The organism is Nocardioides sp. NBC_00850 (assembly GCF_045207335.1).
GTDB lineage: Bacteria > Actinomycetota > Actinomycetes > Propionibacteriales > Nocardioidaceae > Nocardioides.
This window is the reverse complement of sequence record NZ_CP108845.1, coordinates 3,569,390-3,587,587: the sequence shown is the minus strand read 5'-3', so window position 1 is coordinate 3,587,587 and position 18,198 is coordinate 3,569,390. Positions and strand designations below refer to the sequence as shown.

22 protein-coding genes are annotated in these 18,198 nt (G+C 68.9%); 6 read left to right on the top strand and 16 right to left on the bottom strand.

Annotation, left to right across the window (positions count from 1 at the left end):
• Window positions 1-2: 2 nt before the first annotated feature.
• Entirely contained in the window at window positions 3-1,154 is a 1,152-nt protein-coding gene (carA, locus tag OH802_RS17415; protein WP_406020479.1) for a glutamine-hydrolyzing carbamoyl-phosphate synthase small subunit, read from the bottom strand.
• 156 nt (window positions 1,155-1,310) lie between these two features.
• Entirely contained in the window at window positions 1,311-2,303 is a 993-nt protein-coding gene (locus tag OH802_RS17410; RefSeq protein ID WP_406020477.1) for an AIM24 family protein, read from the bottom strand.
• 109 nt (window positions 2,304-2,412) lie between these two features.
• Here OH802_RS17410 and OH802_RS17405 point away from each other — a divergent pair, with 109 nt between their 5' ends.
• Window positions 2,413-2,703: a hypothetical protein gene (locus OH802_RS17405; RefSeq protein WP_406020476.1), complete on the top strand. Its 291-nt coding sequence runs from the start codon at window positions 2,413-2,415 to the stop codon at window positions 2,701-2,703.
• Between the two features lie 167 nt (window positions 2,704-2,870).
• A complete protein-coding gene (locus OH802_RS17400) occupies window positions 2,871-3,872 on the top strand; it encodes a YhcG family protein (RefSeq protein ID WP_406020474.1) in 1,002 nt (333 codons plus the stop codon).
• Between the two features lie 3 nt (window positions 3,873-3,875).
• Here the strand turns inward: OH802_RS17400 and OH802_RS17395 are convergent, their stop codons facing one another.
• Window positions 3,876-4,463: an NUDIX hydrolase gene (locus OH802_RS17395; protein WP_406020472.1), complete on the bottom strand. Its 588-nt coding sequence runs from the start codon at window positions 4,461-4,463 to the stop codon at window positions 3,876-3,878.
• Window positions 4,464-4,619: 156 nt separating this feature from the next.
• Here OH802_RS17395 and OH802_RS17390 point away from each other — a divergent pair, with 156 nt between their 5' ends.
• Window positions 4,620-4,811 carry a type II toxin-antitoxin system VapB family antitoxin gene (locus OH802_RS17390; protein ID WP_350658798.1) on the top strand — a complete coding sequence of 64 codons (192 nt, stop codon included), beginning with the start codon at window positions 4,620-4,622 and terminating at the stop codon, window positions 4,809-4,811.
• On the opposite strand, the gene OH802_RS17385 is transcribed toward OH802_RS17390, so the two are convergent.
• The 13 genes from OH802_RS17385 to OH802_RS17325 all read right to left on the bottom strand — a co-directional run bounded on the left by OH802_RS17385 (window position 4,795) and on the right by OH802_RS17325 (window position 15,782).
• Window positions 4,795-5,229: a hypothetical protein gene (locus OH802_RS17385; RefSeq protein ID WP_406020470.1), complete on the bottom strand. Its 435-nt coding sequence runs from the start codon at window positions 5,227-5,229 to the stop codon at window positions 4,795-4,797. The genes OH802_RS17390 and OH802_RS17385 overlap by 17 nt on opposite strands.
• Before the next feature lie 109 nt (window positions 5,230-5,338).
• Window positions 5,339-6,961: an ABC-F family ATP-binding cassette domain-containing protein gene (locus tag OH802_RS17380; protein WP_406020468.1), complete on the bottom strand. Its 1,623-nt coding sequence runs from the start codon at window positions 6,959-6,961 to the stop codon at window positions 5,339-5,341.
• Window positions 6,962-7,088: 127 nt separating this feature from the next.
• Window positions 7,089-7,439, bottom strand: coding sequence for a DUF2200 domain-containing protein (locus tag OH802_RS17375; RefSeq protein ID WP_406020466.1), 351 nt, complete (start codon window positions 7,437-7,439; stop codon window positions 7,089-7,091).
• Window positions 7,440-7,449: 10 nt separating this feature from the next.
• Complete coding sequence (locus OH802_RS17370) at window positions 7,450-8,211, bottom strand: methyltransferase domain-containing protein (protein ID WP_406020464.1); 762 nt, start codon at window positions 8,209-8,211, stop codon at window positions 7,450-7,452.
• A gap of 11 nt (window positions 8,212-8,222) precedes the next feature.
• Window positions 8,223-9,512, bottom strand: coding sequence for a dihydroorotase (locus tag OH802_RS17365; protein WP_406020462.1), 1,290 nt, complete (start codon window positions 9,510-9,512; stop codon window positions 8,223-8,225).
• A gap of 79 nt (window positions 9,513-9,591) precedes the next feature.
• Entirely contained in the window at window positions 9,592-10,533 is a 942-nt protein-coding gene (locus OH802_RS17360) for an aspartate carbamoyltransferase catalytic subunit (protein ID WP_406020460.1), read from the bottom strand.
• Window positions 10,530-11,105 carry a bifunctional pyr operon transcriptional regulator/uracil phosphoribosyltransferase PyrR gene (pyrR, locus tag OH802_RS17355; protein WP_406020458.1) on the bottom strand — a complete coding sequence of 192 codons (576 nt, stop codon included), beginning with the start codon at window positions 11,103-11,105 and terminating at the stop codon, window positions 10,530-10,532. Before pyrR ends, OH802_RS17360 begins: the two co-directional genes overlap by 4 nt.
• A 62-nt stretch (window positions 11,106-11,167) precedes the next feature.
• Window positions 11,168-12,178, bottom strand: coding sequence for an NADPH:quinone reductase (locus OH802_RS17350; protein ID WP_406020456.1), 1,011 nt, complete (start codon window positions 12,176-12,178; stop codon window positions 11,168-11,170).
• Between the two features lie 24 nt (window positions 12,179-12,202).
• Entirely contained in the window at window positions 12,203-13,384 is a 1,182-nt protein-coding gene (locus tag OH802_RS17345; protein ID WP_406020454.1) for a MinD/ParA family protein, read from the bottom strand.
• Between the two features lie 173 nt (window positions 13,385-13,557).
• Window positions 13,558-13,971, bottom strand: a complete 414-nt coding sequence (nusB, locus tag OH802_RS17340; RefSeq protein WP_160022948.1) for a transcription antitermination factor NusB — start codon at window positions 13,969-13,971, stop codon at window positions 13,558-13,560.
• A gap of 3 nt (window positions 13,972-13,974) precedes the next feature.
• Window positions 13,975-14,541, bottom strand: coding sequence for an elongation factor P (gene efp / locus OH802_RS17335; RefSeq protein WP_406020451.1), 567 nt, complete (start codon window positions 14,539-14,541; stop codon window positions 13,975-13,977).
• Between the two features lie 127 nt (window positions 14,542-14,668).
• Window positions 14,669-15,256: a hypothetical protein gene (locus tag OH802_RS17330; RefSeq protein ID WP_406020449.1), complete on the bottom strand. Its 588-nt coding sequence runs from the start codon at window positions 15,254-15,256 to the stop codon at window positions 14,669-14,671.
• Between the two features lie 70 nt (window positions 15,257-15,326).
• Window positions 15,327-15,782, bottom strand: coding sequence for a type II 3-dehydroquinate dehydratase (locus OH802_RS17325; protein WP_355224973.1), 456 nt, complete (start codon window positions 15,780-15,782; stop codon window positions 15,327-15,329).
• Between the two features lie 135 nt (window positions 15,783-15,917).
• Here OH802_RS17325 and OH802_RS17320 point away from each other — a divergent pair, with 135 nt between their 5' ends.
• The 3 genes from OH802_RS17320 (at window position 15,918) to OH802_RS17310 (ending at window position 18,169) form a co-directional block, all read left to right on the top strand.
• The gene (locus OH802_RS17320) at window positions 15,918-16,523 is read left to right on the top strand and encodes a TetR/AcrR family transcriptional regulator (protein ID WP_406020448.1); all 606 of its coding nucleotides are present in this window, start codon (window positions 15,918-15,920) and stop codon (window positions 16,521-16,523) included.
• Window positions 16,524-16,558: 35 nt separating this feature from the next.
• Entirely contained in the window at window positions 16,559-17,716 is a 1,158-nt protein-coding gene (locus OH802_RS17315) for an acyl-CoA dehydrogenase family protein (protein ID WP_141804911.1), read from the top strand.
• A 63-nt stretch (window positions 17,717-17,779) separates the two neighbouring features.
• Window positions 17,780-18,169: a helix-turn-helix domain-containing protein gene (locus tag OH802_RS17310; protein WP_406020445.1), complete on the top strand. Its 390-nt coding sequence runs from the start codon at window positions 17,780-17,782 to the stop codon at window positions 18,167-18,169.
• Window positions 18,170-18,198: the final 29 nt, after the last annotated feature.

Below are 18,198 nucleotides of genomic sequence, written 5' to 3'. Positions count from 1 at the left end.
GCTCAGACCTCCTTCGCCATGAGAGAGATGAAACGGTCGAAGAGGTAGGCGGCATCGTGCGGGCCGGCCGCTGCCTCCGGGTGGTACTGGACGGAGAAGCCCTTGAGCTTCCCGGTCTCGGCGTCCTTGAGCTCGAGGCCCTCGACGCAGTCGTCGTTGAGGTTGACGTGGGAGACGGTCGCGATGCCGAAGGGCGTCGTGGTCTCCTCGCCGATGGGTGCGTCGACGGCGAAGCCGTGGTTGTGGGCGGTCACCTCGACCTTGCGCGTGGTGAGGTCCATGACGGGCTGGTTGATCCCGCGGTGACCGTACTTCAGCTTGTACGTCCCGAAACCAAGCGCGCGGCCGAAGAGCTGGTTGCCGAAGCAGATGCCGAAGTAGGGGATGTTCTCGGCGAGGGCTTCCTTGAGCAGCTCCACCTGGCCGGTGGTCGCGGCCGGGTCGCCGGGGCCGTTGGAGTAGAAGAGCCCGTCGATGCCCCCAGATTCGGCATTGATGGCGAGGACGTCCTCGAGGGTCGCGGTCGCCGGGAGCACGTGGACCTCGATGCCGCGCTCGGCCATCCGCTCCGGGGTCATCTCCTTGATGCCCAGGTCGAGGGCCGCGACGGTGAACCGCTTCTCGCCCTTCGCGGGGACGACGTACGCCTCCTGGGTGCTGACCGCGTCGGAGAGGTTCGCACCGCTCATCTCGGCGGAGGCGAGCACCTTCTTCAGCAGGACCTCGGGGTCGGTCTCGATCGTCGAGATCCCGACGCGCATCGCGCCGCGCTCACGCAGGTGGCGGGTCAGGGCGCGGGTGTCGATGCCCGCGATGCCCACGACGGACTGGTCGCGGAGGTCGTCGTCGAGGCTGCGCTGGGCGCGCCAGTTGGAGGGGACCCGGGCTGGGTCGCGTACGACGTATCCGGCCACCCAGATCCGGCGGGACTCGGGGTCCTCGTCGTTCACGCCGGTGTTGCCGACGTGCGGGGCGGTCATCACGACCACCTGCTGGTGGTAGCTCGGGTCGGTCAGCGTCTCCTGGTAGCCCGTCATGCCGGTGGAGAAGACCGCCTCGCCGAAGGTCTCACCCTCGGCACCGAACGACTCCCCCCGGAACGATCGACCATCCTCGAGTACGAGGAGTGCTTCTTTGTGGGCATGCAGCGGCACGCCGTACCTCCTTCTCCGCCTCACGGGACGGTGCTTAAAGGATGTCGGTCAACTTGCTGGTGACAGTATCAAGCAGATGCCGGTTGACGGCAGTTGGCGTCCGCCGCGTACGCCAGCACTGTGACGTACGCGGCATTCGCCCAGCTGTGGTCGGGCTCAGCTGTGCGAGTGGGGCGGCACGACCCCGCCCTCGGACGGCTGGACGATGACGAAGCCGGCGCCGTGGAAGGCCACCTGGAACGCCTCGCCGCTGCCCCGGCCGATGAGCGCACCGGCGGTCAACGACTTCTGCAGGCTGGTCTGCAGGCCGAGCGACCAGCCGACGACCGCGTTGGTGTCGGTGAAGGTCGGCGCATCGCCGGCGTTGAGAACGACCGGGTCACCCTCCGTGGTGACGGCGATCCAGCCGGTGCCGCGCAGCGTGGTGTTGAAGAGACCGCCGGTGAGCATGCCGGCGCCCTGGACCCGCTCGATGTTCCACTGCAGGCCGCCGGAGAAGGCGAGCACGTGGTCACCGTTGATCGAGACGCCGGAGTTGTTCAGCTGGAGGATGTGGACCTCCTTGGCCGCGTCGGCCAGGAAGACGTCGCCCTGACCCTCGACGCCCATCAGGCTGAGGCCCTCACCGGTCACGGCCCGCTTGAGGAACTTCCCCACGCCGCCGCCCTGGTACTTGAACTGCACGTTGCCCTGATAGGCCACCATCGAGCCCTGGCGCGCCTGGAACGGCTCACCGACGCGTACGCGCAGGAGCCTCTTGTTCTGCAGCACCGCGCCGTCGCCCTGGATCTCGGCGAAGCGGCCGTCGATCAGGTCACCCGAGATCCCGGCGAACGGGTCGCCCGTGGGCTGGGGCTGGACCTGGGCGTGGGCCTGGGCGTGAGCCTGCGCGTGGGCGGCCTGCTGCCCGTACTGGGCCGACGCTGCCTGGGCCGGCTGCGCCTGGGCACTCTCGCCGTAGGCGGCCTGCACCGCCTGCGCCGACCCGACCTGCGTCGGCGCCTCCTGCTCCACAGTGGCCTGAGGCGGCGCCAGGGGTGCCGTCGACTGCTGCCCGCCTGTGGAGACGTGCTCGGTCCACTGGCTCCCGTCGTAGTAGCGAAGCTCGGCCTGTCCGGTCGGGTCCGGGTACCACGCTGCGTCCGTCATCTCTAACCCTTGCGTTCACGGACCCACATCGGTCCTTCTCGACTCCATCCTGGCATGTGCTTGATGCGCGACTCACCGGTGTTCCACCCGGCCGCCCTAATCTGTGACCGTGACGACCAGGTTCGGGGCGACCGACGTCCACTACCCGCCATCCGGTGGGGGGCATGCCGCCCTGGTGGTGAGTGACGAGCCAGGGTTCGGCTCGATCATCGGGCAACATACGACCTGGCTCGATACCGTCGCCGACTACGCCCCTGGCAGGTTCTACCAACGAGAGCTGCCCGCGTTGGCGGCCGTCCTCGCCGAGGCCGACCCGCTCGACGTACTCAGATGGTTGCGACGCGTCGATCGCCTCGCCCGCGCCGCGCCTCCTGTCTCCGGCGACGAACAGATGATCTAATCAAGGCAACTCAGGCGATCACTCCGAAGTACCGGGCCAGCCAGGTCTGCGAGAAGGGGCCGCCAGTCGCGAGGGTAAGTAATAGCGCCACAGGCGCCTCCAGGAGCGGCGAACGTACCGCCTGCAATCGCAGGCGGTGATTCGTACGCCTCCAAGGAGAACGACCCATGACCGACTCTGTTTCGCTGCCCGACGGCTACGCCACCTGGCTTAGCGACCTCAAGACCCATATCCGCAGCGCACAGCAACAGGCGGCAGTCGCGCTCAACGCAGCCATGATCCGGCTCTACTGGGACATCGGCCACGAGATCGTCGTCAAGCAAGAAGCCGAAGGCTGGGGTAGCAAGGTCGTCGAACGACTCGCCGGCGATCTGCGGCAGGCCTTCCCGGGGATGACCGGATTCTCACGTGCAAACCTGATGTACATGCGCTCGTTCGCGGCGGCCTGGACCCGGGAGGCAATTGTCCAACGGCCGTTGGACAACTTGTCCTGGGGCCACAACATCGAGTTGCTCAGCAAGCTGAAGAACACCGATGAACGGCTGGCGTACGCCGCCGCGGCAGTCGAACACGGCTGGTCCAGGGCCGTGCTCGTCCATCACATCAGCCTCCGGACCCTCGAGCGATCCGGACGAGCGATCAGCAACTTCGAACGTACGCTTCCGCCGGAGACCTCCGATCTCGCTCGAGAGATCGTCAAGGACCCCTACAACTTCGAGTTCCTCGGCATCGGCGGCGAAGCCATGGAGCGCGAGATCGAGAAGGCTCTGGTCGACCACGTCACCGAGTTCTTGGTCGAGCTCGGCGTCGGGTTCGCGTACGTCGGACGTCAGGTTCTGCTCGAGGTCGGCGGAGAGGACTTCTTCATCGACCTGCTCTTCTATCACCTCAGGCTGCGCTGCTACGTCGTCATCGAGCTCAAGGCCGGGAAGTTCAGGCCCGAGCACCTGGGGCAGCTCAACTTCTATCTCGCGGCGGTCGACGGAGAGATGGCACATCCCGACGACGCTCCGACGATCGGGATCCTGCTGTGCCAGAGCCGCAACCAGGTCGTCGCGGAGTACTCGCTGCGCGGTTCAACACAGCCGCTCGGAGTAGCCGAGTATCAGTTGCGGGCCAGCCTGCCGAGTGTCGAGCGACTCCAGCAGGAGTTGAGTGGTCCTGAGTGACGGTCAGGCTCCGAGGGTCTTCAGCTTGTCGAGCATCCGACCCATGTGCGGGTCGAAAGAACTCGGGTCGGCGGCACGGATCTCGGAGGGTGTCCACCAGCGCACATCGGCGTACTCCCGCTCGTCCGGCACCAACGGGGCTTGGTGGTCGTGGGCTAGGACGAACCAGAGGCTGACGTCGGTGTGCGGGTCCGGGCGGTCGGGCCGGGTCGTGGTCACAGTGATGAACAACGGCCGCGGCCCGAGGTCGGAGTGGAACCGTGCCTCGACACCCAACTCCTCGACGCACTCCCGGCGAACGGTCTCGGCGGGATTCTCGCCCGGCTCGACGTGACCTCCCGACGGCAGCCACAGGCCCGACTTGCGGTGGTCTCCCAGCAGGATGTGGCCGCTCACCGGATCGACGAGCAGGAAGTAGGAGACCAGGTGCTTGGCCGGCTCGGTCGGGGCGGTGGTGCGCCGGAACACGTCGTTGGTCACGCACAACCACGCCGACGCGTCGGCGATGTGACCGCTTTCGACCGGGTCGATCGGCTCGATCGAGTCCACCATGATCGTGATGTCGGTCAGCAGTCGGTCCTCCGGGCTCATGGTTGTGGACCATAGAGGCGAGCACCGACATCCCGGCCAGGTGCGGCGCCAGGTGAGTGCGACACGATGTGACGGTTGTCGCAGGTCATTGCGTTGCATGGTTGTGCACCGCTAGCGTTTCGATGTTTCATCCAGATTTCCGTGCGGGGGTACGCAATGACCGAGACGTCGATCAGCATCGACAAAGAGCTGTTGGCCGAGGCGAGGAAGATCGCCGGGACGACGACCAACCAGGCTGCGATCGACCACGCGCTGCGTGACCTCGTCGAGCGTGAGGCCGCCTCGGCGGAGTTCGACCGCATCGTCTCGCGCGAGCTCGGCGACACGAAGGTCACGCTGGAGTTCTGAGCTCGCCGAGCGCGTCCAACGGGACCGGCCAGAAGTCTTGGTCGGTCGCGAGGTGGATGACATCGATCGGCACCGCCGCCACCGCACACGCTCCGTAGAGATGGGCGGCGTTCTTCCGGTCCGGCAGGCTCGGCGGGCCTCCGCCCGGCCGACACAACAGGAGCTCGACCCGGTCGAGGCCCAACTCATCGATCAGGTCGTGCAGCATCGTGGCGACGTTGGCAGCGCCGTCGTCGCCGATCTCGACAGGCACCTTCTCGATCTGGCACAGCTGTGGGAACGGAACGCCGTCTGCCCCGACGAGCATGAACCACAGCCGCGGCTCGGGCCAGCCGAGTGGATTGATCAGGTGTCGCCAGGCGGCCTCGACGTCGGCCTGGGTGCGGAGGACTGGAGCGTACGGAATCTTGTCGGTCATGGGTCAAAGGCACCATGGCCCGTCGAGGAGGACAACGACGATCTCGGCGCCTGTGGATAACTCTGCTCATCCACAGGGTTTCGCCCGCAAGTGGCCCGCCCGCGGCACCTCAGGGCACGAGACGGTGCTCCGGACCCGACCAGCGGCGCCGCAGCCAGCGGTCATGGGAGGCGACAACGATGGTGCCCGGGGTGATTCCGATCGCCTCCTCCAGCTCGCCTGCCAGGGTGAGCGAGATGTGGTTGGTGGGCTCGTCGAGAAGCAGCAGGTCCGGGCCGGTGGCGATGGCGATCGCCAGGTCGAGCCGCCGACGCTGGCCGACGCTCAGCGCGCCGACGGGCCGGTTGAGGTCGCGCGGGTGGACCAGGCCGAGGTCACGTAGCGGCACCTGGGTCGCCAGCACCTCCCCCACCGACTCCAGGTAGACGTCGGAGACCCGGCGGCGCAGGTCCCCGAACTGCGGGTCCTGGGTGAGCTCCTCGACATGGCGCGCGCTGACCTGGACCTCGCCCGAGGTCGGCTTCACGCGCCCGGAGATCACTCCGAGCAGCGTGGACTTGCCGCTGCCGTTGGGCCCGGTGATCAGCAGGTGCTCCCCCGCCATGATGTCGAGGACCGGCAGGCTGACCCGCTCCTCGACCACCAGGTCGCGTACGACGACCATCCTCCCGCTCGTGCCCGCAGCCGACAGCGCGGCGTTGAGGCGCAGGGGCGGCGGTGGCTTGCGTACCTGTGCCTCCTCGGCCTCCTCCAGCCGGCGGTTGGCGTCCTTCTTGCGGCGGGCGACGGTGCGCTCGACGTTGCTGCCCTTGAACTTGTAGATGAACTTGTCGTTGTCGGTCGGGCCGCGGTTGTGGGCGATCGCGTCGTTGCCGATCTTGGTCGCGGTGCGGAGACGCTTGAGCTCGTCCTGCTGTTCTGCGTACGTCTGCTCCCACCGCTCACGAGCGGCCTGCCGAGCCTCCTCGTAGGCGCTCCACCCGCCTCCGAAGAGCCGGCCGCCGGCACCATCGGTGCCGAAGGCGGTCGGATCCAGGTCGAAGAGGCCGGTGGCGACCTCGTCGAGGAAGACGCGATCGTGGGAGGCCATCAGCACGACGCCGGGGAGGTCGCGCAGGAACTCCCCCAGCACCGCGACCGCCTCGTCGTCGAGGTGGTTGGTCGGCTCGTCGAGCAGCAGCGCGTCGGGACGGCGGGTGATCGCGGTCGCCAGCGCCAGCCTGGTCCGCTGCCCGCCGGAGAGCGTGCTGATCGGGCGCTCGCGGTCCAGGCCGCTGAGGCCGAGGCGCTCAGCGGCCAGGATGGCCCGCCTGTCGGCGTCCCACGCGTCATGGGCAACCGCGAAGTCGAGCGCGCTCGCGTACGTCTCGGCGACCGCGGGGTCGTCGAGACGGTCAGCGAGGGTCTCGACCGTGGCGACGGCCTCCCGGAGCGGACGCAGAGTGGTGGCGAGTACGTCCTCGATGCTCGCCGCGTCGCGGAACGGCGGCTCCTGCGGCAGCCAGACGAGGTCGTCGGGCGCCTCGAGCGTGCCTGTGCGTTGGGCGGTGCGCGGAAGCTGGTCTGCGATAGCGCGGAGCAGCGTCGACTTGCCGGCACCGTTCTCCCCCACGAGCGCGATCCGCTCGCCCGGGGAGACGGTGAGGTCTATCCCGGCGAGGACGGAGCCGCTGCGGAAGGAGACGGAGAGGTCGCGGACGACGATCGGTCCGGAAACGATGGAAGATGACATGAGAGCGCTGGCCTTCGGGTTCGAGGACGACCCGCCGGGCATGTGCCTCGGGCGCGGGTCGGAGGTCAGCGCAAGAACTTCATGATGAGTAAAGAATACGCGGTCGACGGCTGCGCAGTCCAACCGATTAACCGCGCAGGATCTTCTCCATCGCCTTGCCCTTGGCCAGCTCGTCGACGAGCTTGTCGAGGTAGCGCACCTGGCGCATGACCGGGTCCTCGATCTCCTGGACCCGCACACCACAGACCACACCGGTGATCAGCTCCGAGCTCGGGTTCAGCTCGGCCGCGGCGAAGAACTCCTCGAAGCTCGTTCCCGCCTCGATGTGCTTCGCGATCGCGTCGTCGTCGAAGCCGGTCAGCCAGGTGATCACCTGGTGCAGCTCGGCCGTGGTGCGGCCCTTCTTCTCCACCTTCGTCACATAGTGCGGGTAGACGGAGCCGAAGGGCATCTTGTAGACGCGCTCGAGGTTATCCACGTTCCCGAGCCTAACCCGGTCGCTCCGCCACGAGCTGGTACATCCCGGCGATGCGTACGAACGGCTCCTGGTCGCACAGCTCGCGCTCGAGCTCGAGGAGACGGTCGAAGTAGGCGCGGTCGTTCTTGGCGTCGTTGTCGGTGAGCAGGTCGTTGGCGATCCTGGTGCCGAAGCGGCCGGTGAGCTCCAGCCCCGCGGCGCCGAGCTCGGCCTCGAGGTCGGCCATCGGGACCTTGCGTACGTCATGGTCGAAGGTCACGGTGCGCTTGGTGTCCGCGCGCAGCTCGGTGAGCGCGGCCTCGGGTCCACCCGTGACCAGCTGGCGCAGCACCATGCTCGCGGGGTTGGGGACCATCACCGAGAGGCGCCCGCCCGGGCGCACGGCGGCCGCGAGGCGGCGTACGTCTCCGGCGGCAGCCGACCGATAATGCAGCACGAAGTGGCACAGGACCAGGTCCCACTCCCCCTCGGGCAGGTCGTCGAGGCCACCGACGAGCGTGATCAGCGACGTGCCCGCATCCGCTGCCCGGCGCTTCGCCTCGGCCAGCCAGGACTCCGAGGGGTCGAGGATCGTGACGTCGTGACCGGCCAGTGCCAGCGGGAGCGCGTCCATCCCGTCCCCGCCGCCGACATCGAGGATCCGCAGCCCCTCACCCAGCTCCGCACACTGGCGCCGGAGAATCTCCTCGATCACGGTGTAGCGGATCCGGCCCCATGGGGTCGCGGTGTAGGCGCGCCACTGCGCGAGCTTGTCGGAGAAGACGTCGGTCATGGCGGTGGAGCCTAACCGGCGTAGGTCTGCTTCCCCCGCAGGTAGGTGGCGACGACGCGACCGGTGAGCTTGCGGTCGTGCCAGGGGTTGTTGCGGGAGAGCGAGAGCGAACGGTCGCGATCCACGACGTAGGTCGCGGCCGGGTCGACCAGGGCCAGGTTGGCCGGCTCTCCGACCGCGATCGGACGCCCGTGCTCCTCGAGGCCGGCGATCCGGGCCGGGGTCGAGGACATGACCCGGGCGACACCGGCCCAGTCGAGCAGGCCCGAGGAGACCATGACGGTCGAGACGACCGAGAGCGCCTCCTCGAGCCCGAGCATCCCGAAGGCCGCGTCGACGAAGGCGTGCTCCTTGTCCTGACGAGCGTGCGGGGCGTGGTCGGTGGCGACCGCGTCGATGGTGCCGTCAGCCAGCGCCGTACGCAGGGCCTCGACGTCCTCGGCGGGGCGCAGCGGCGGGTTGACCTTGAAGGTCGGGTCGTAGCCGGCGAGCAGGTCGGTGGTCAGCAGCAGGTGGTGCGGGGTGACCTCCGCGGTCACCGCCCAGCTGCCGTCCTTCTCCGCCTGCGCCTTCGCCCAGCGCAGCACCTCGACGGTGCCGGCGGTGGAGGCGTGGGCGACGTGGACGCGCGAGCCGGTGTGACGGGCGAGCATCACGTCGCGGGCGACGATGACCTCCTCCGCGACCCCCGGCCAGCCGGGCAGACCGAGCCGCCCGGAGAGCTCACCCTCGTGACAGCAGGCCGAGCCGTAGGGCGCCAGCGACGGGTCCTGGGAGTGCTGGGAGATCACGCCGCCGAACGCCTTGACGTACTCCAGCGCCCGTCGCATCACCCGCGGGTCCGAGACGCAGCGGCCGTCGTCGGAGAAGACCTTGACGCCCGCCCGGGAACGGTTCATCAGGGACAGCTCGGCGAGCTCCTCACCGGCCAGTCCCTTGGTCACCGCGCCGACCGGGAACACGTCGGCCAGCCCGGCCTCGCGGCCGAGGTCCCACACCGAGACCGCGGCCTCGGCCGTGTCGGTGACCGGCGAGGTGTTGGCCATCGCCAGCACTGCGGTGAAGCCGCCGGCGGCAGCCGCCGCTGCGCCCGAGGCGACCGTCTCGGCGTCCTCGCGTCCCGGCTGGCGCAGGTGGGTGTGCAGGTCGACCAGCCCCGGAAGGAGGACGAGGCCGGAGGCGTCAACGACCTCGTCGACGGTCGCGGAGAGCGTGCCGATCTCTCGGATCACTCCCCCGTCGACGTGTACGTCGGTCGGCTCGGCCCCGAGGACGGAGACTCCCTTGATCAACAGGCTCATGCCGCCACCTCCGTGACAGAGCGGAAAGAATACGGACGCGGCGGCATGATGCTCTGATTGCTCGCTCGCTTGCGCTCGTTCATGCGGACTCCTCGCCGGCAAGCAGGTGGTAGAGGACGGACATCCGGATCGCGACCCCGGCCGAGACCTGGTCGAGGATCCGCGAGGAGGCGGCGTCTGCGGCCTCGGGAGAGATCTCCAGGCCGCGGTTCATCGGCCCGGGGTGCAGGATCGGCGCGCCCTCGCGCAGCATGCCGAGCCGCTGACGGGTGAGCCCGTAGCCGACGGTGTACTCCCTCGACGTCGGGAAGTAGCCACCGCTCATCCGCTCCCGCTGGACGCGCAGCATCATCACCGCGTCGACCTCCGGCAACACGTCGTCCAACGAGTAGGAGGTGGCGAACCCGTCGGCCTTGGCCCACTCGGTGATGCCCGAGGGCATCAGCGTGGGCGGGGCGACGGCGGTCACGGAGGCTCCGAGCTTGGTCAGCGACTTCACGTTCGACCGGAACACCCGCGAGTGGGTCAGGTCACCGACGATCGCGATCCGCTTGCCCTCCAGGGAGCCGAACCCGCCGAGCTGGCGCTGGAGCGTGTAGCCGTCGAGCAGAGCCTGGGTCGGGTGCTCGTGCATCCCGTCGCCGGCGTTGATCACGGGGATGTCGAGCCAGCCGGCGACCTGATGGGCCGCGCCGGAGGCCGAGTGACGCATCACCAGGCCGTCGACGCCCATCGCGGTCACGGTCAGCACGGTGTCGCGCAGCGACTCCCCCTTCGAGGCCGAGGACCCCTTCGCCGACAGGTTGATCACGTCGGCCGAGAGCCACTTCCCCGCGATCTCGAACGAGGACCGGGTGCGGGTCGAGTCCTCGAAGAAGAGGTTGATAACCGTACGCCCGCGCAGCGCCGGCAGCTTCTTGACCTCACGCTTCTGGACGTCGTGCATCTCGGCGGCGGTCGCGAAGAGCCGCTGGATCTCCTCCGCGCTCACGTCGTCGATGGACAGCAGATGCTTCGTCATGCCGGAACCCCCTCGAGCTCCACGATGCGTACCTCGTCGATGCCGTCGATCTCCTCCAGGCTCAGCCCGACCCGCTCGGAGCGGGCGGTGGGGAGGTTCTTGCCGACGTGGTCGGCCCGGATCGGCAGCTGCCGGTGGCCGCGGTCGACGAGAACGGCCAGACGTACGACGGCGGGGCGGCCGTAGTCGGCAAGGGCGTCGAGCGCGGCGCGGACGGTGCGGCCCGAGAAGAGCACGTCGTCGACCAGCACCACGGTCTTGCCGTCGATGCCGCCGGGCGGGATCTCGGTGTGGTGCGGAGCGCGCGTGGGATGGGTGCGCAGGTCGTCGCGGTACATCGTCACGTCGAGCGCGCCGTGCGCGACCGGGTGACCCTCGGCGGCCTCGATCCGCGCGGCGATCCGCTTGGCCAGCGGCACTCCGCGGGTGTGCAGACCCAGCAGCACCAGGTCTTCCGCATCGCGGTTGCGCTCCAGGATCTCGTGGGAGATCCGGGTCAGCGCCCGGGAGATGTCACGGGCATCGAGCACGACGCGGCCTTCGGCCGCAGGCTCTTGGACAACATCAGACAAGGTTGTGGTCTCCTTCTCCGCCTCACGGGACGGCTCGTTAAAGGATCGGGCCAACCCTATCCTCACTCCAGGTCGATCAGCACTTTCCCGACGGCACCCGCCTCGACCGCGTCGTGGGCGGCGGCGGTCTCCTCGAGCGGGTAATGGTGAAGGGGTACGCCACCCTCCGGGCCGACCCGCAGCGCCCCTGCCGCCACAGCGGCGGCGACGTCCTCGGCCGCAGCCTGGATCTGCGCCGGCTCGATGCGGTAGAGCTGGAGGAACTGGTAGCGCAGGTTGAGCGAGAACGTCGCCCGCACGGGCAGGGTGAGCTCGTCGCCGCCGTTGTTGGCGTAGATCGCGATCGTGCCGCGATTGGCGATGACAGCGAGGTCGAGGTCGTTGTTGACCGCCGGGGCGACCTCGACGATCTGGTCGACGCCGTCGGGTGCGATCTCGCGGATCTCGGCGGTCGGGTCGCCCTCGCGGTAGTTGACGATGTGGTGGGCCCCCGCGGCCTTCGCCAGCGCCGCCTTCTCCGCGGAGCTGACCGTGGTGATCACCGTCGCTCCCGCCCACACGGCGAGCTGGATGGCGGCGTTGCCGACCGCTCCGGCACCGCCGTGGACGAGGATGGCGAGGCCGTTGAACGACTCGGGGGCCACCCGCTCCACCGCGCCGGAGGTGAGCGCCCGGTGCGCAGTCATCGCCGGGACCCCGAGCGAGGCGCCGAGGTCGTAGGAGGCGCCCGCGGCCAGCTCGACGGCCTTGTGGGCCGGCACCGTCACGTACTCCGCCGCGGTCCCCCAGGCCTGCCCGTGCTGGACCATGAAGAGCCAGACCGGCTGACCGACGACGTGGGTCGTGACGCCCTCGCCGATCTCCTCGATCACGCCGGCGCCGTCCTGGCCGGGGGTCGCCTCGGGAGTCGTGAGGGTCGCGCTGATGCCGGCGCGTACCTTCCAGTCGGTGGGGTTGACCCCCGCCCGCACCAGCCTGACCAGGACCTCGCCCGGGCCGGGCTTCGGCACCGGGCGCTCGGTCAGACGCATGGCGGAGGAGGAACCGTTCTCGGAGTAGACGACTGCGCGCATGACTCCGACGTTAGCGGCCCATGGCTAGAGCGCGTGCGCCATCCCAGCGCAGGCCTTCAGCCACGACATCTTGGTGTCCTCCGAGAGCTGGGAGTACTGCACCGTGGACCCTGCGACGAGCACCGGGTCGAACGGCACCCGGTAGACCCCGCGGGTGCGCTGCTGGTAGACCTCGGTGAGGTCGCGGGCCAGGTTGGTGTCGACCTTCGGGGACGGGTCGGAGAGCACGGTGATCGTCTTCAGCTTGAGGTCGGCGTAGCCCGACTCCTGGAGCGCGTCGAGCATCCACAGGCCGCTGTAGCCGGTGTCCTCGCGCACCGTCGAGGTGACCACCAGCAGGTCGGCGGTGTCGGCCGCGGCCAGCCAGTTCTCGGCACGCATGTTGTTGCCGGTGTCGACCAGGATCACCTTGTAGAAGCGCTCCAGCAGCTGGTGCACCTGCCCGAAGTCGTCGGCGTGGATCTGGCCGGTGACATCGGGCCGCTCGTCGGAGGCGAGCACATCGAAGTGGGCGTCGCCCTGGGAGCGTACGAAGGCACCGAGGTCGCCGATGCGGGACTGGTAGACGTTGTTGAACGCGGCCAGGTTGTCGAGCAGCTCGCGGGTGGTGTTGCGGTGGGTGCTCCGCATGCCGCGAATGCCGAGGGTGCCGCGGGTCTCGTTGTTGTCCCAGGCCACGATCCCGCCACCGCGCACGGTGCCGAAGGTGTAGCCCGCCGCGAGCACGCCGGTGGTCTTGGCGGCGCCGCCCTTGGGGTTGATGAACACGATCGTGCGCGGTCCGTCGAAGTCGCGCTGGATCATCGCCCGGTCCTGCTCGTAGGCGACCTCGTCCTGCCCCATCTTCGGGCTGATCAACCCGCCGGACATCCTGCGGATCGCGCCTCGCCAGCCCCAGGTCGCGGGGCCGAAACCGGCCGACTCCGCGCGCCGGTCGAGGAAGTCGGTCGCGCTGGGGACCTCCTGCCCGTGTACGCCCGGGGGTGGCGGCGTCACCGCCACCGGAGGGGGCGGGGCGGGTGTCGTGGTGACCTGTGGGTTGGTGATGCGAGTCGCCTCCTGACTCGGGTCCGGATGGGGCTGGGTGGGGGGCGTCGTCGGCCTTCCCGCCGTGTTCGGCGGGGGCGGCGTCACCCAGTGCGAGGGTGCGCCGGCCGGCCGGGTGCGCGAGTCCGGCTCGTCGTAGGGGTTGTTCTCCTGCGTCATGCGCTCTCCGAATACGGGTGCTTGGTTACGGCCTCCATCACAGCCTTGGGTCCAAACATACGGTCCCGACCGAAGCAATCGTCGATAACCGGAAAACACACGCGTCGCGCCGCACCCGAAATGACGCTACGCCTGCCCGGAACGGTCCCGGACAGGCGTACGTCTCATGCCGATCAGGCCTTGGCGAGGTCCTTCGCGACCGCGGCGAGCACGCCGTTGACGAAGGACGGCGAGTCGTCGGTGGACAGCTCGGTCACCAGGGCGGTGGCCTCGCTGATCGCGACCTCGGAGGCGACATCGCCGTCGAGGAGCTCCCAGACGCCGAGGCGGAGGACGTTGCGGTCGACCGCGGGCATCCGGGCCAGCGACCAGTCCTTGGCGAAGGCGGCGATCAGAGCGTCGATGCGCTCGGACTCGGCGACCACGCCACGGACGAGCTTGACCGTGAAGGGGTTGTTGGGCACCTCACCCTCGCGGATCTGCTGGTCGAGCAGATCACCGGCGGAGAGTCCACGGGCCTCAGCGGCGAAGAGCAGGTCGAGCGCGCGCTTACGGGCCTTGGTGCGGGCGGTGGCGACGTGAGCCACAGGTCAGCCCTTGACGCGAGAGAGGTAGGAACCGCCCTCGCGGGTGTCGACCTTGATCTTCTCGCCCTGCTCGATGAAGAGCGGCACCTGGATCTCGGCGCCGGTCTCCAGGGTGGCGGGCTTGGTGCGGCCGGTGGCCGAGTCACCCATGACACCGGGCTCGGTGTAGGAGATGACGAGCTCGACCGACGGCGGGAGCTCGACGAAGAGCACCCGACCCTCGTTGGTGGCCAGGATGACCTCCTGGTTCTCCAGGAGGAACCCGGCGCCATCGCCGATGATCTCCGGGTCGACCTCGACCTGGTCGAAGTCCGCCACGTCCATGAAGACGAAGTTGCTGCCGTCGTTGTAGAGGTACTGGAACGAGCGGCGGTCGACCGTGGCGGTCTCGACCTTGGTGCCGGCGTTGAAGGTCTTGTCGACGTTCTTGCCCGACTCGACGTTCTTCAGCTTGGTGCGGACGAAGGCCGGACCCTTGCCGGGCTTCACGTGCTGGAACTCGACCACCTGCCAGAGCTGGCCCTCGATCTTCAGCACCATGCCGTTCTTGAGGTCGTTCGTCGTCGCCATAACCGTCCGTCAGCCTTCGTCTCTTTGACCTGCACCGATGCAGGCTTCAATTGTCAATGTCAGTCAAGGTTCGCAGGGCCCCTGAGGGCCTCGGAGAATCCTATCCGCGAGTCCGCACAGGGCCGAATCAAGCAACGACCGCGGTCTTCCCGGCAAGATCCACCAGAGACAGTACGCCGACGACCAGCGCCAGCGCTCGCAGCACCCACAGCGTGGCGCTCCCCGCGGCCCCCGTCTGAGGCGGGACCGGCCATGCGGCCAGGATCCACCGCTCTGCGACGACGGTCAGCGCGGCACCGTACGCCGCGGGGACCGCCACGAACGCGAGCACCGAGACCACGGCCGGCTCGAGCAGAGTGAAGTCGACGCCGTCGGTGTGCACGAGGAGGTTGCCCACCCCCACACCGGCGGCGAGGGTGACGCTGAGGACCCGGAACCACCAGGGCCCGAACAGCAGCCACCGGATGAGCAGGTAGAGCACCGCGCCGACGACGCCGAGGATCGTGCAGATGACGATGAGGTTCAGCGAGCCGCTCAGGGTGAAGCGCCCCATCTCGAACCCGTCGTCGCTGGTGATCCCGTCGGCCGCCGGAGTCAGCCGGATGAGCAGGAACATCACGACCCGCCCGCCGACGCCGCCGATCAACGCACCGAGCACGCCACCGGCGAGCAGCACGGCGAGAACCCGCGCGAGACCTGTCGCCAGCCGACCCATGGGACCACGGTGGCCCCGGCATCGGCGACCGCCCGGGAACCCCGGGCGGCGATCGCCAATATGGGTCAGGTCAGGCGTCGCCGAGCTTCGCGGCGATGACCGAGAGCGCCTCGTGGTAGCCGTCGATGCCCTTGCCCGCGACGACCGCGACCGCGTGGTCGGTGACCACGCTGGTGTGCCGGAAGACCTCGGGGCGCTGGGTCGGGTCGGAGATGTGCACCTCGACCAGCGGAGCGGTCAGCTGCGCGCAGGCGTCGTAGATGGCGTAGGAGTAGTGGGTCCAGGCGGCGGCGTTGAGCACGACCGGGATGTCCTTGTCGGCCGCGGCGTTGAGCCAGTCGACCATGTCGCCCTCGTGGTTGGTCTGACGTACGTCCACGGCGAAGCCGAGCGCATGACCCCAGTCGACGCACATCGCGGCGAGCTCGTCGTGGGTGGTGTGCCCGTAGATCTCGGGCTGACGCTTCCCGAGACGACCGAGGTTGGGGCCGTTGAGGACCAGGACCGGCTGTAGCTTCTTGCTCACCCGGTCATCCTGTCACGGGCCCCGGGCGGTCTCCGGGCCGTCTCGACACCGGTGACGGCGATCCCAATCTAAGCGCTCACTTATATTGTGCGACACTGGATCCGACACCAGGAGACTCCGACACGAGGATGGCCGATGAGCGAACTCCGCACCAGCACCCAGGCGCGCGGCGACCGCAGCCGCGCCCGTCTGCTCGACGCGGCGGTCCAGGCATTCTCCGCCAAGGGGTTCCACGGCACCAGCACCCGCGACATCGCCACTGCGGCCGGACTGAGCCCGGCCGCGGTCTACGTCCACCACCGCTCCAAGGAGGAGCTCCTGCACGCGATCGCGGTGCGCGGCCACGAGGTGATCCTCGAGGCGGTCACCGACGCAACCCGCGCCGACGCCACGCCCGCCGAGCGGGTCGCGGCCGCCGTACGCACCTATGTCCTCTTCCACGCGCGCTCCCACACGACGGCTCGAGTCATCAACTACGAGCTCGCCGCGCTGACCGAGGAGCACTTCCGGGAGATCGCGGGACTGCGCCGCGCCATCGACACCGTCATGCGTGAGGTCGTCGAGGAAGGCGTACGCAGCGGCGACTTCGACACCCCCGACCCCGCCAAGGCCGCCACCGCCCTGCTCTCGCTCGGCATCGACCTGGCCCGGTGGTACCGCGACGACGGCTCCTGGACCCCGGAGGCCCTCGCCGACTTCTATGCCGACCTGGCGCTCCGCGCCGTCGGCGCCCGCCCCTGACCCCTACAAGGAAGCACCGAGGAGACAACACCGCCATGCGCCGCACCATCTACACCGAGGACCACCAGTCCTTCCGCGAGACCATCCGCTCGTTCATCGAGAAGGAGGTCACCCCCGTCTACGACGAGTGGTACGAGGCCGGGATCGTCCCCCACGACTTCTACCTCAAGCTCGGTGAGCTCGGCGTGTGGGGCATCCAGGTGCCCGAGGAGTACGGCGGCGCCGGGATCGAGTCGTTCAAGTACTCCGCCGTCATCACCGAGGAGCTCGCCCGCGCCGGCGTCTCCTTCGGCGGCTCGAGTACCCACGTCGGCCTCTGCCTGCCCTACCTCCTCAAGCTCGGCACCAAGGAGCAGATGGAGCGCTGGATGCCCGGCTTCGTCGCCGGTGAGGAGATGTGGGCGATCGCGATGACCGAGCCCGGCACCGGCTCCGACCTCGCCGGGATGACCACCAACGCCAAGCTCACCGAGGACGGCAAGCACTACGTCCTCAACGGCGCCAAGACCTTCATCACCGGGGGTGTCAACGCCGACCGGGTGATTGTCTGTGCCCGCACCGCGCCGGCCTCCGCCGACGATCGACGTGGCGGGATCACCCTGCTCGCCGTCGACACCTCGCTCCCGGGCTACGAGGTCGGCCGCAAGCTCGACAAGCTCGGCCTCAAGGTCTCCGACACCGCCGAGCTCTCCTTCACCGACGTGCAGGTCCCGGTCGAGGACGTACTCGGCGAGGTCGGCAAGGGCTTCTCCTACCTCGGCCAGAACCTCCCCGTCGAGCGTCTCGGCATCGCCGTCGGCGCCTACGCCCAGGCCGCGGCCGCCGTCGAGTTCGCCAAGAAGTACGTCGCCGAGCGCAAGGTCTTCGGCACCACCGTCGCCTCGTTCCAGAACACCAAGTTCGAGCTGGCCGCCTGCAAGGCCGAGGTCGACGCCGCCGAGGCCGTGGTCGACCGCGCCATCGAGGCCGAGGATCTCGGCACGCTCACCGCCGCCGAGGCCGCCTCGGCCAAGCTCTTCTGCACCGAGGTCGCCCACCGCGTCATCGACCGCTGCCTCCAGCTCCACGGCGGCTACGGCTACATGAACGAGTACCCCATCGCCCGCCTCTACGCCGACAACCGCGTGAACCGGATCTACGGCGGCACCTCCGAGGTCATGAAGCTAATTATTGCTAAGGACATGGGTCTGTGACCTGCTAGAAGCCCTGCCGAGTCGGCTCGTCATGACGAGCCGACTCGGCATAGGCTCGAGGGCATGACGCCGCGCGAGGACGAGAATCGCCGCTTGCTGCGGGCGCGTGACGTGATGGACCGGCACTACGCCGAGCCGCTCGACGTCGCAGCGATCGCGCGTGTCGCCCATGTGTCACCGGCGCACTTCAGCCGCCGGTTCAAGGCGGTCTTCGGGGAGACGCCGCACCGCTACCTACAGCGGCGGCGGATCGAACGGTCGATGGCGTTGCTGCGGGACACCGCGACCCCGGTCACCGATGTCGCGCTCAGGGTCGGCTTCACCAGCCTCGGCACCTTCAGCCGTACGTTCCGCGACATCGTCGGCACCTCACCGACCGACTACCGCGCCCGGGCCGACAGCCCGGCCGTTCCGGGGTGTGTGACCCGCGCCTGGATGCGGCCGGCGAGCTGAGCAGTTTCGGAGAAGCGCGGGCGTCGAAC

Coding starts and splice junctions, on each gene's coding strand:
- OH802_RS17410 (WP_406020477.1), bottom strand. CDS start 2,303: ATGACGGACGCAGCGTGGTACCCGGACCCGACCGGACAGGCCGAGCTT.
- OH802_RS17400 (WP_406020474.1), top strand. CDS start 2,871: ATGACCGACTCTGTTTCGCTGCCCGACGGCTACGCCACCTGGCTTAGC.
- OH802_RS17395 (WP_406020472.1), bottom strand. CDS start 4,463: ATGAGCCCGGAGGACCGACTGCTGACCGACATCACGATCATGGTGGAC.
- OH802_RS17390 (WP_350658798.1), top strand. CDS start 4,620: ATGACCGAGACGTCGATCAGCATCGACAAAGAGCTGTTGGCCGAGGCG.
- OH802_RS17385 (WP_406020470.1), bottom strand. CDS start 5,229: ATGACCGACAAGATTCCGTACGCTCCAGTCCTCCGCACCCAGGCCGAC.
- OH802_RS17380 (WP_406020468.1), bottom strand. CDS start 6,961: ATGTCATCTTCCATCGTTTCCGGACCGATCGTCGTCCGCGACCTCTCC.
- OH802_RS17370 (WP_406020464.1), bottom strand. CDS start 8,211: ATGACCGACGTCTTCTCCGACAAGCTCGCGCAGTGGCGCGCCTACACC.
- OH802_RS17365 (WP_406020462.1), bottom strand. CDS start 9,512: ATGAGCCTGTTGATCAAGGGAGTCTCCGTCCTCGGGGCCGAGCCGACC.
- OH802_RS17360 (WP_406020460.1), bottom strand. CDS start 10,533: ATGACGAAGCATCTGCTGTCCATCGACGACGTGAGCGCGGAGGAGATC.
- OH802_RS17350 (WP_406020456.1), bottom strand. CDS start 12,178: ATGCGCGCAGTCGTCTACTCCGAGAACGGTTCCTCCTCCGCCATGCGT.
- OH802_RS17345 (WP_406020454.1), bottom strand. CDS start 13,384: ATGACGCAGGAGAACAACCCCTACGACGAGCCGGACTCGCGCACCCGG.
- efp (WP_406020451.1), bottom strand. CDS start 14,541: ATGGCGACGACGAACGACCTCAAGAACGGCATGGTGCTGAAGATCGAG.
- OH802_RS17330 (WP_406020449.1), bottom strand. CDS start 15,256: ATGGGTCGGCTGGCGACAGGTCTCGCGCGGGTTCTCGCCGTGCTGCTC.
- OH802_RS17320 (WP_406020448.1), top strand. CDS start 15,918: ATGAGCGAACTCCGCACCAGCACCCAGGCGCGCGGCGACCGCAGCCGC.
- OH802_RS17315 (WP_141804911.1), top strand. CDS start 16,559: ATGCGCCGCACCATCTACACCGAGGACCACCAGTCCTTCCGCGAGACC.
- OH802_RS17310 (WP_406020445.1), top strand. CDS start 17,780: ATGACGCCGCGCGAGGACGAGAATCGCCGCTTGCTGCGGGCGCGTGAC.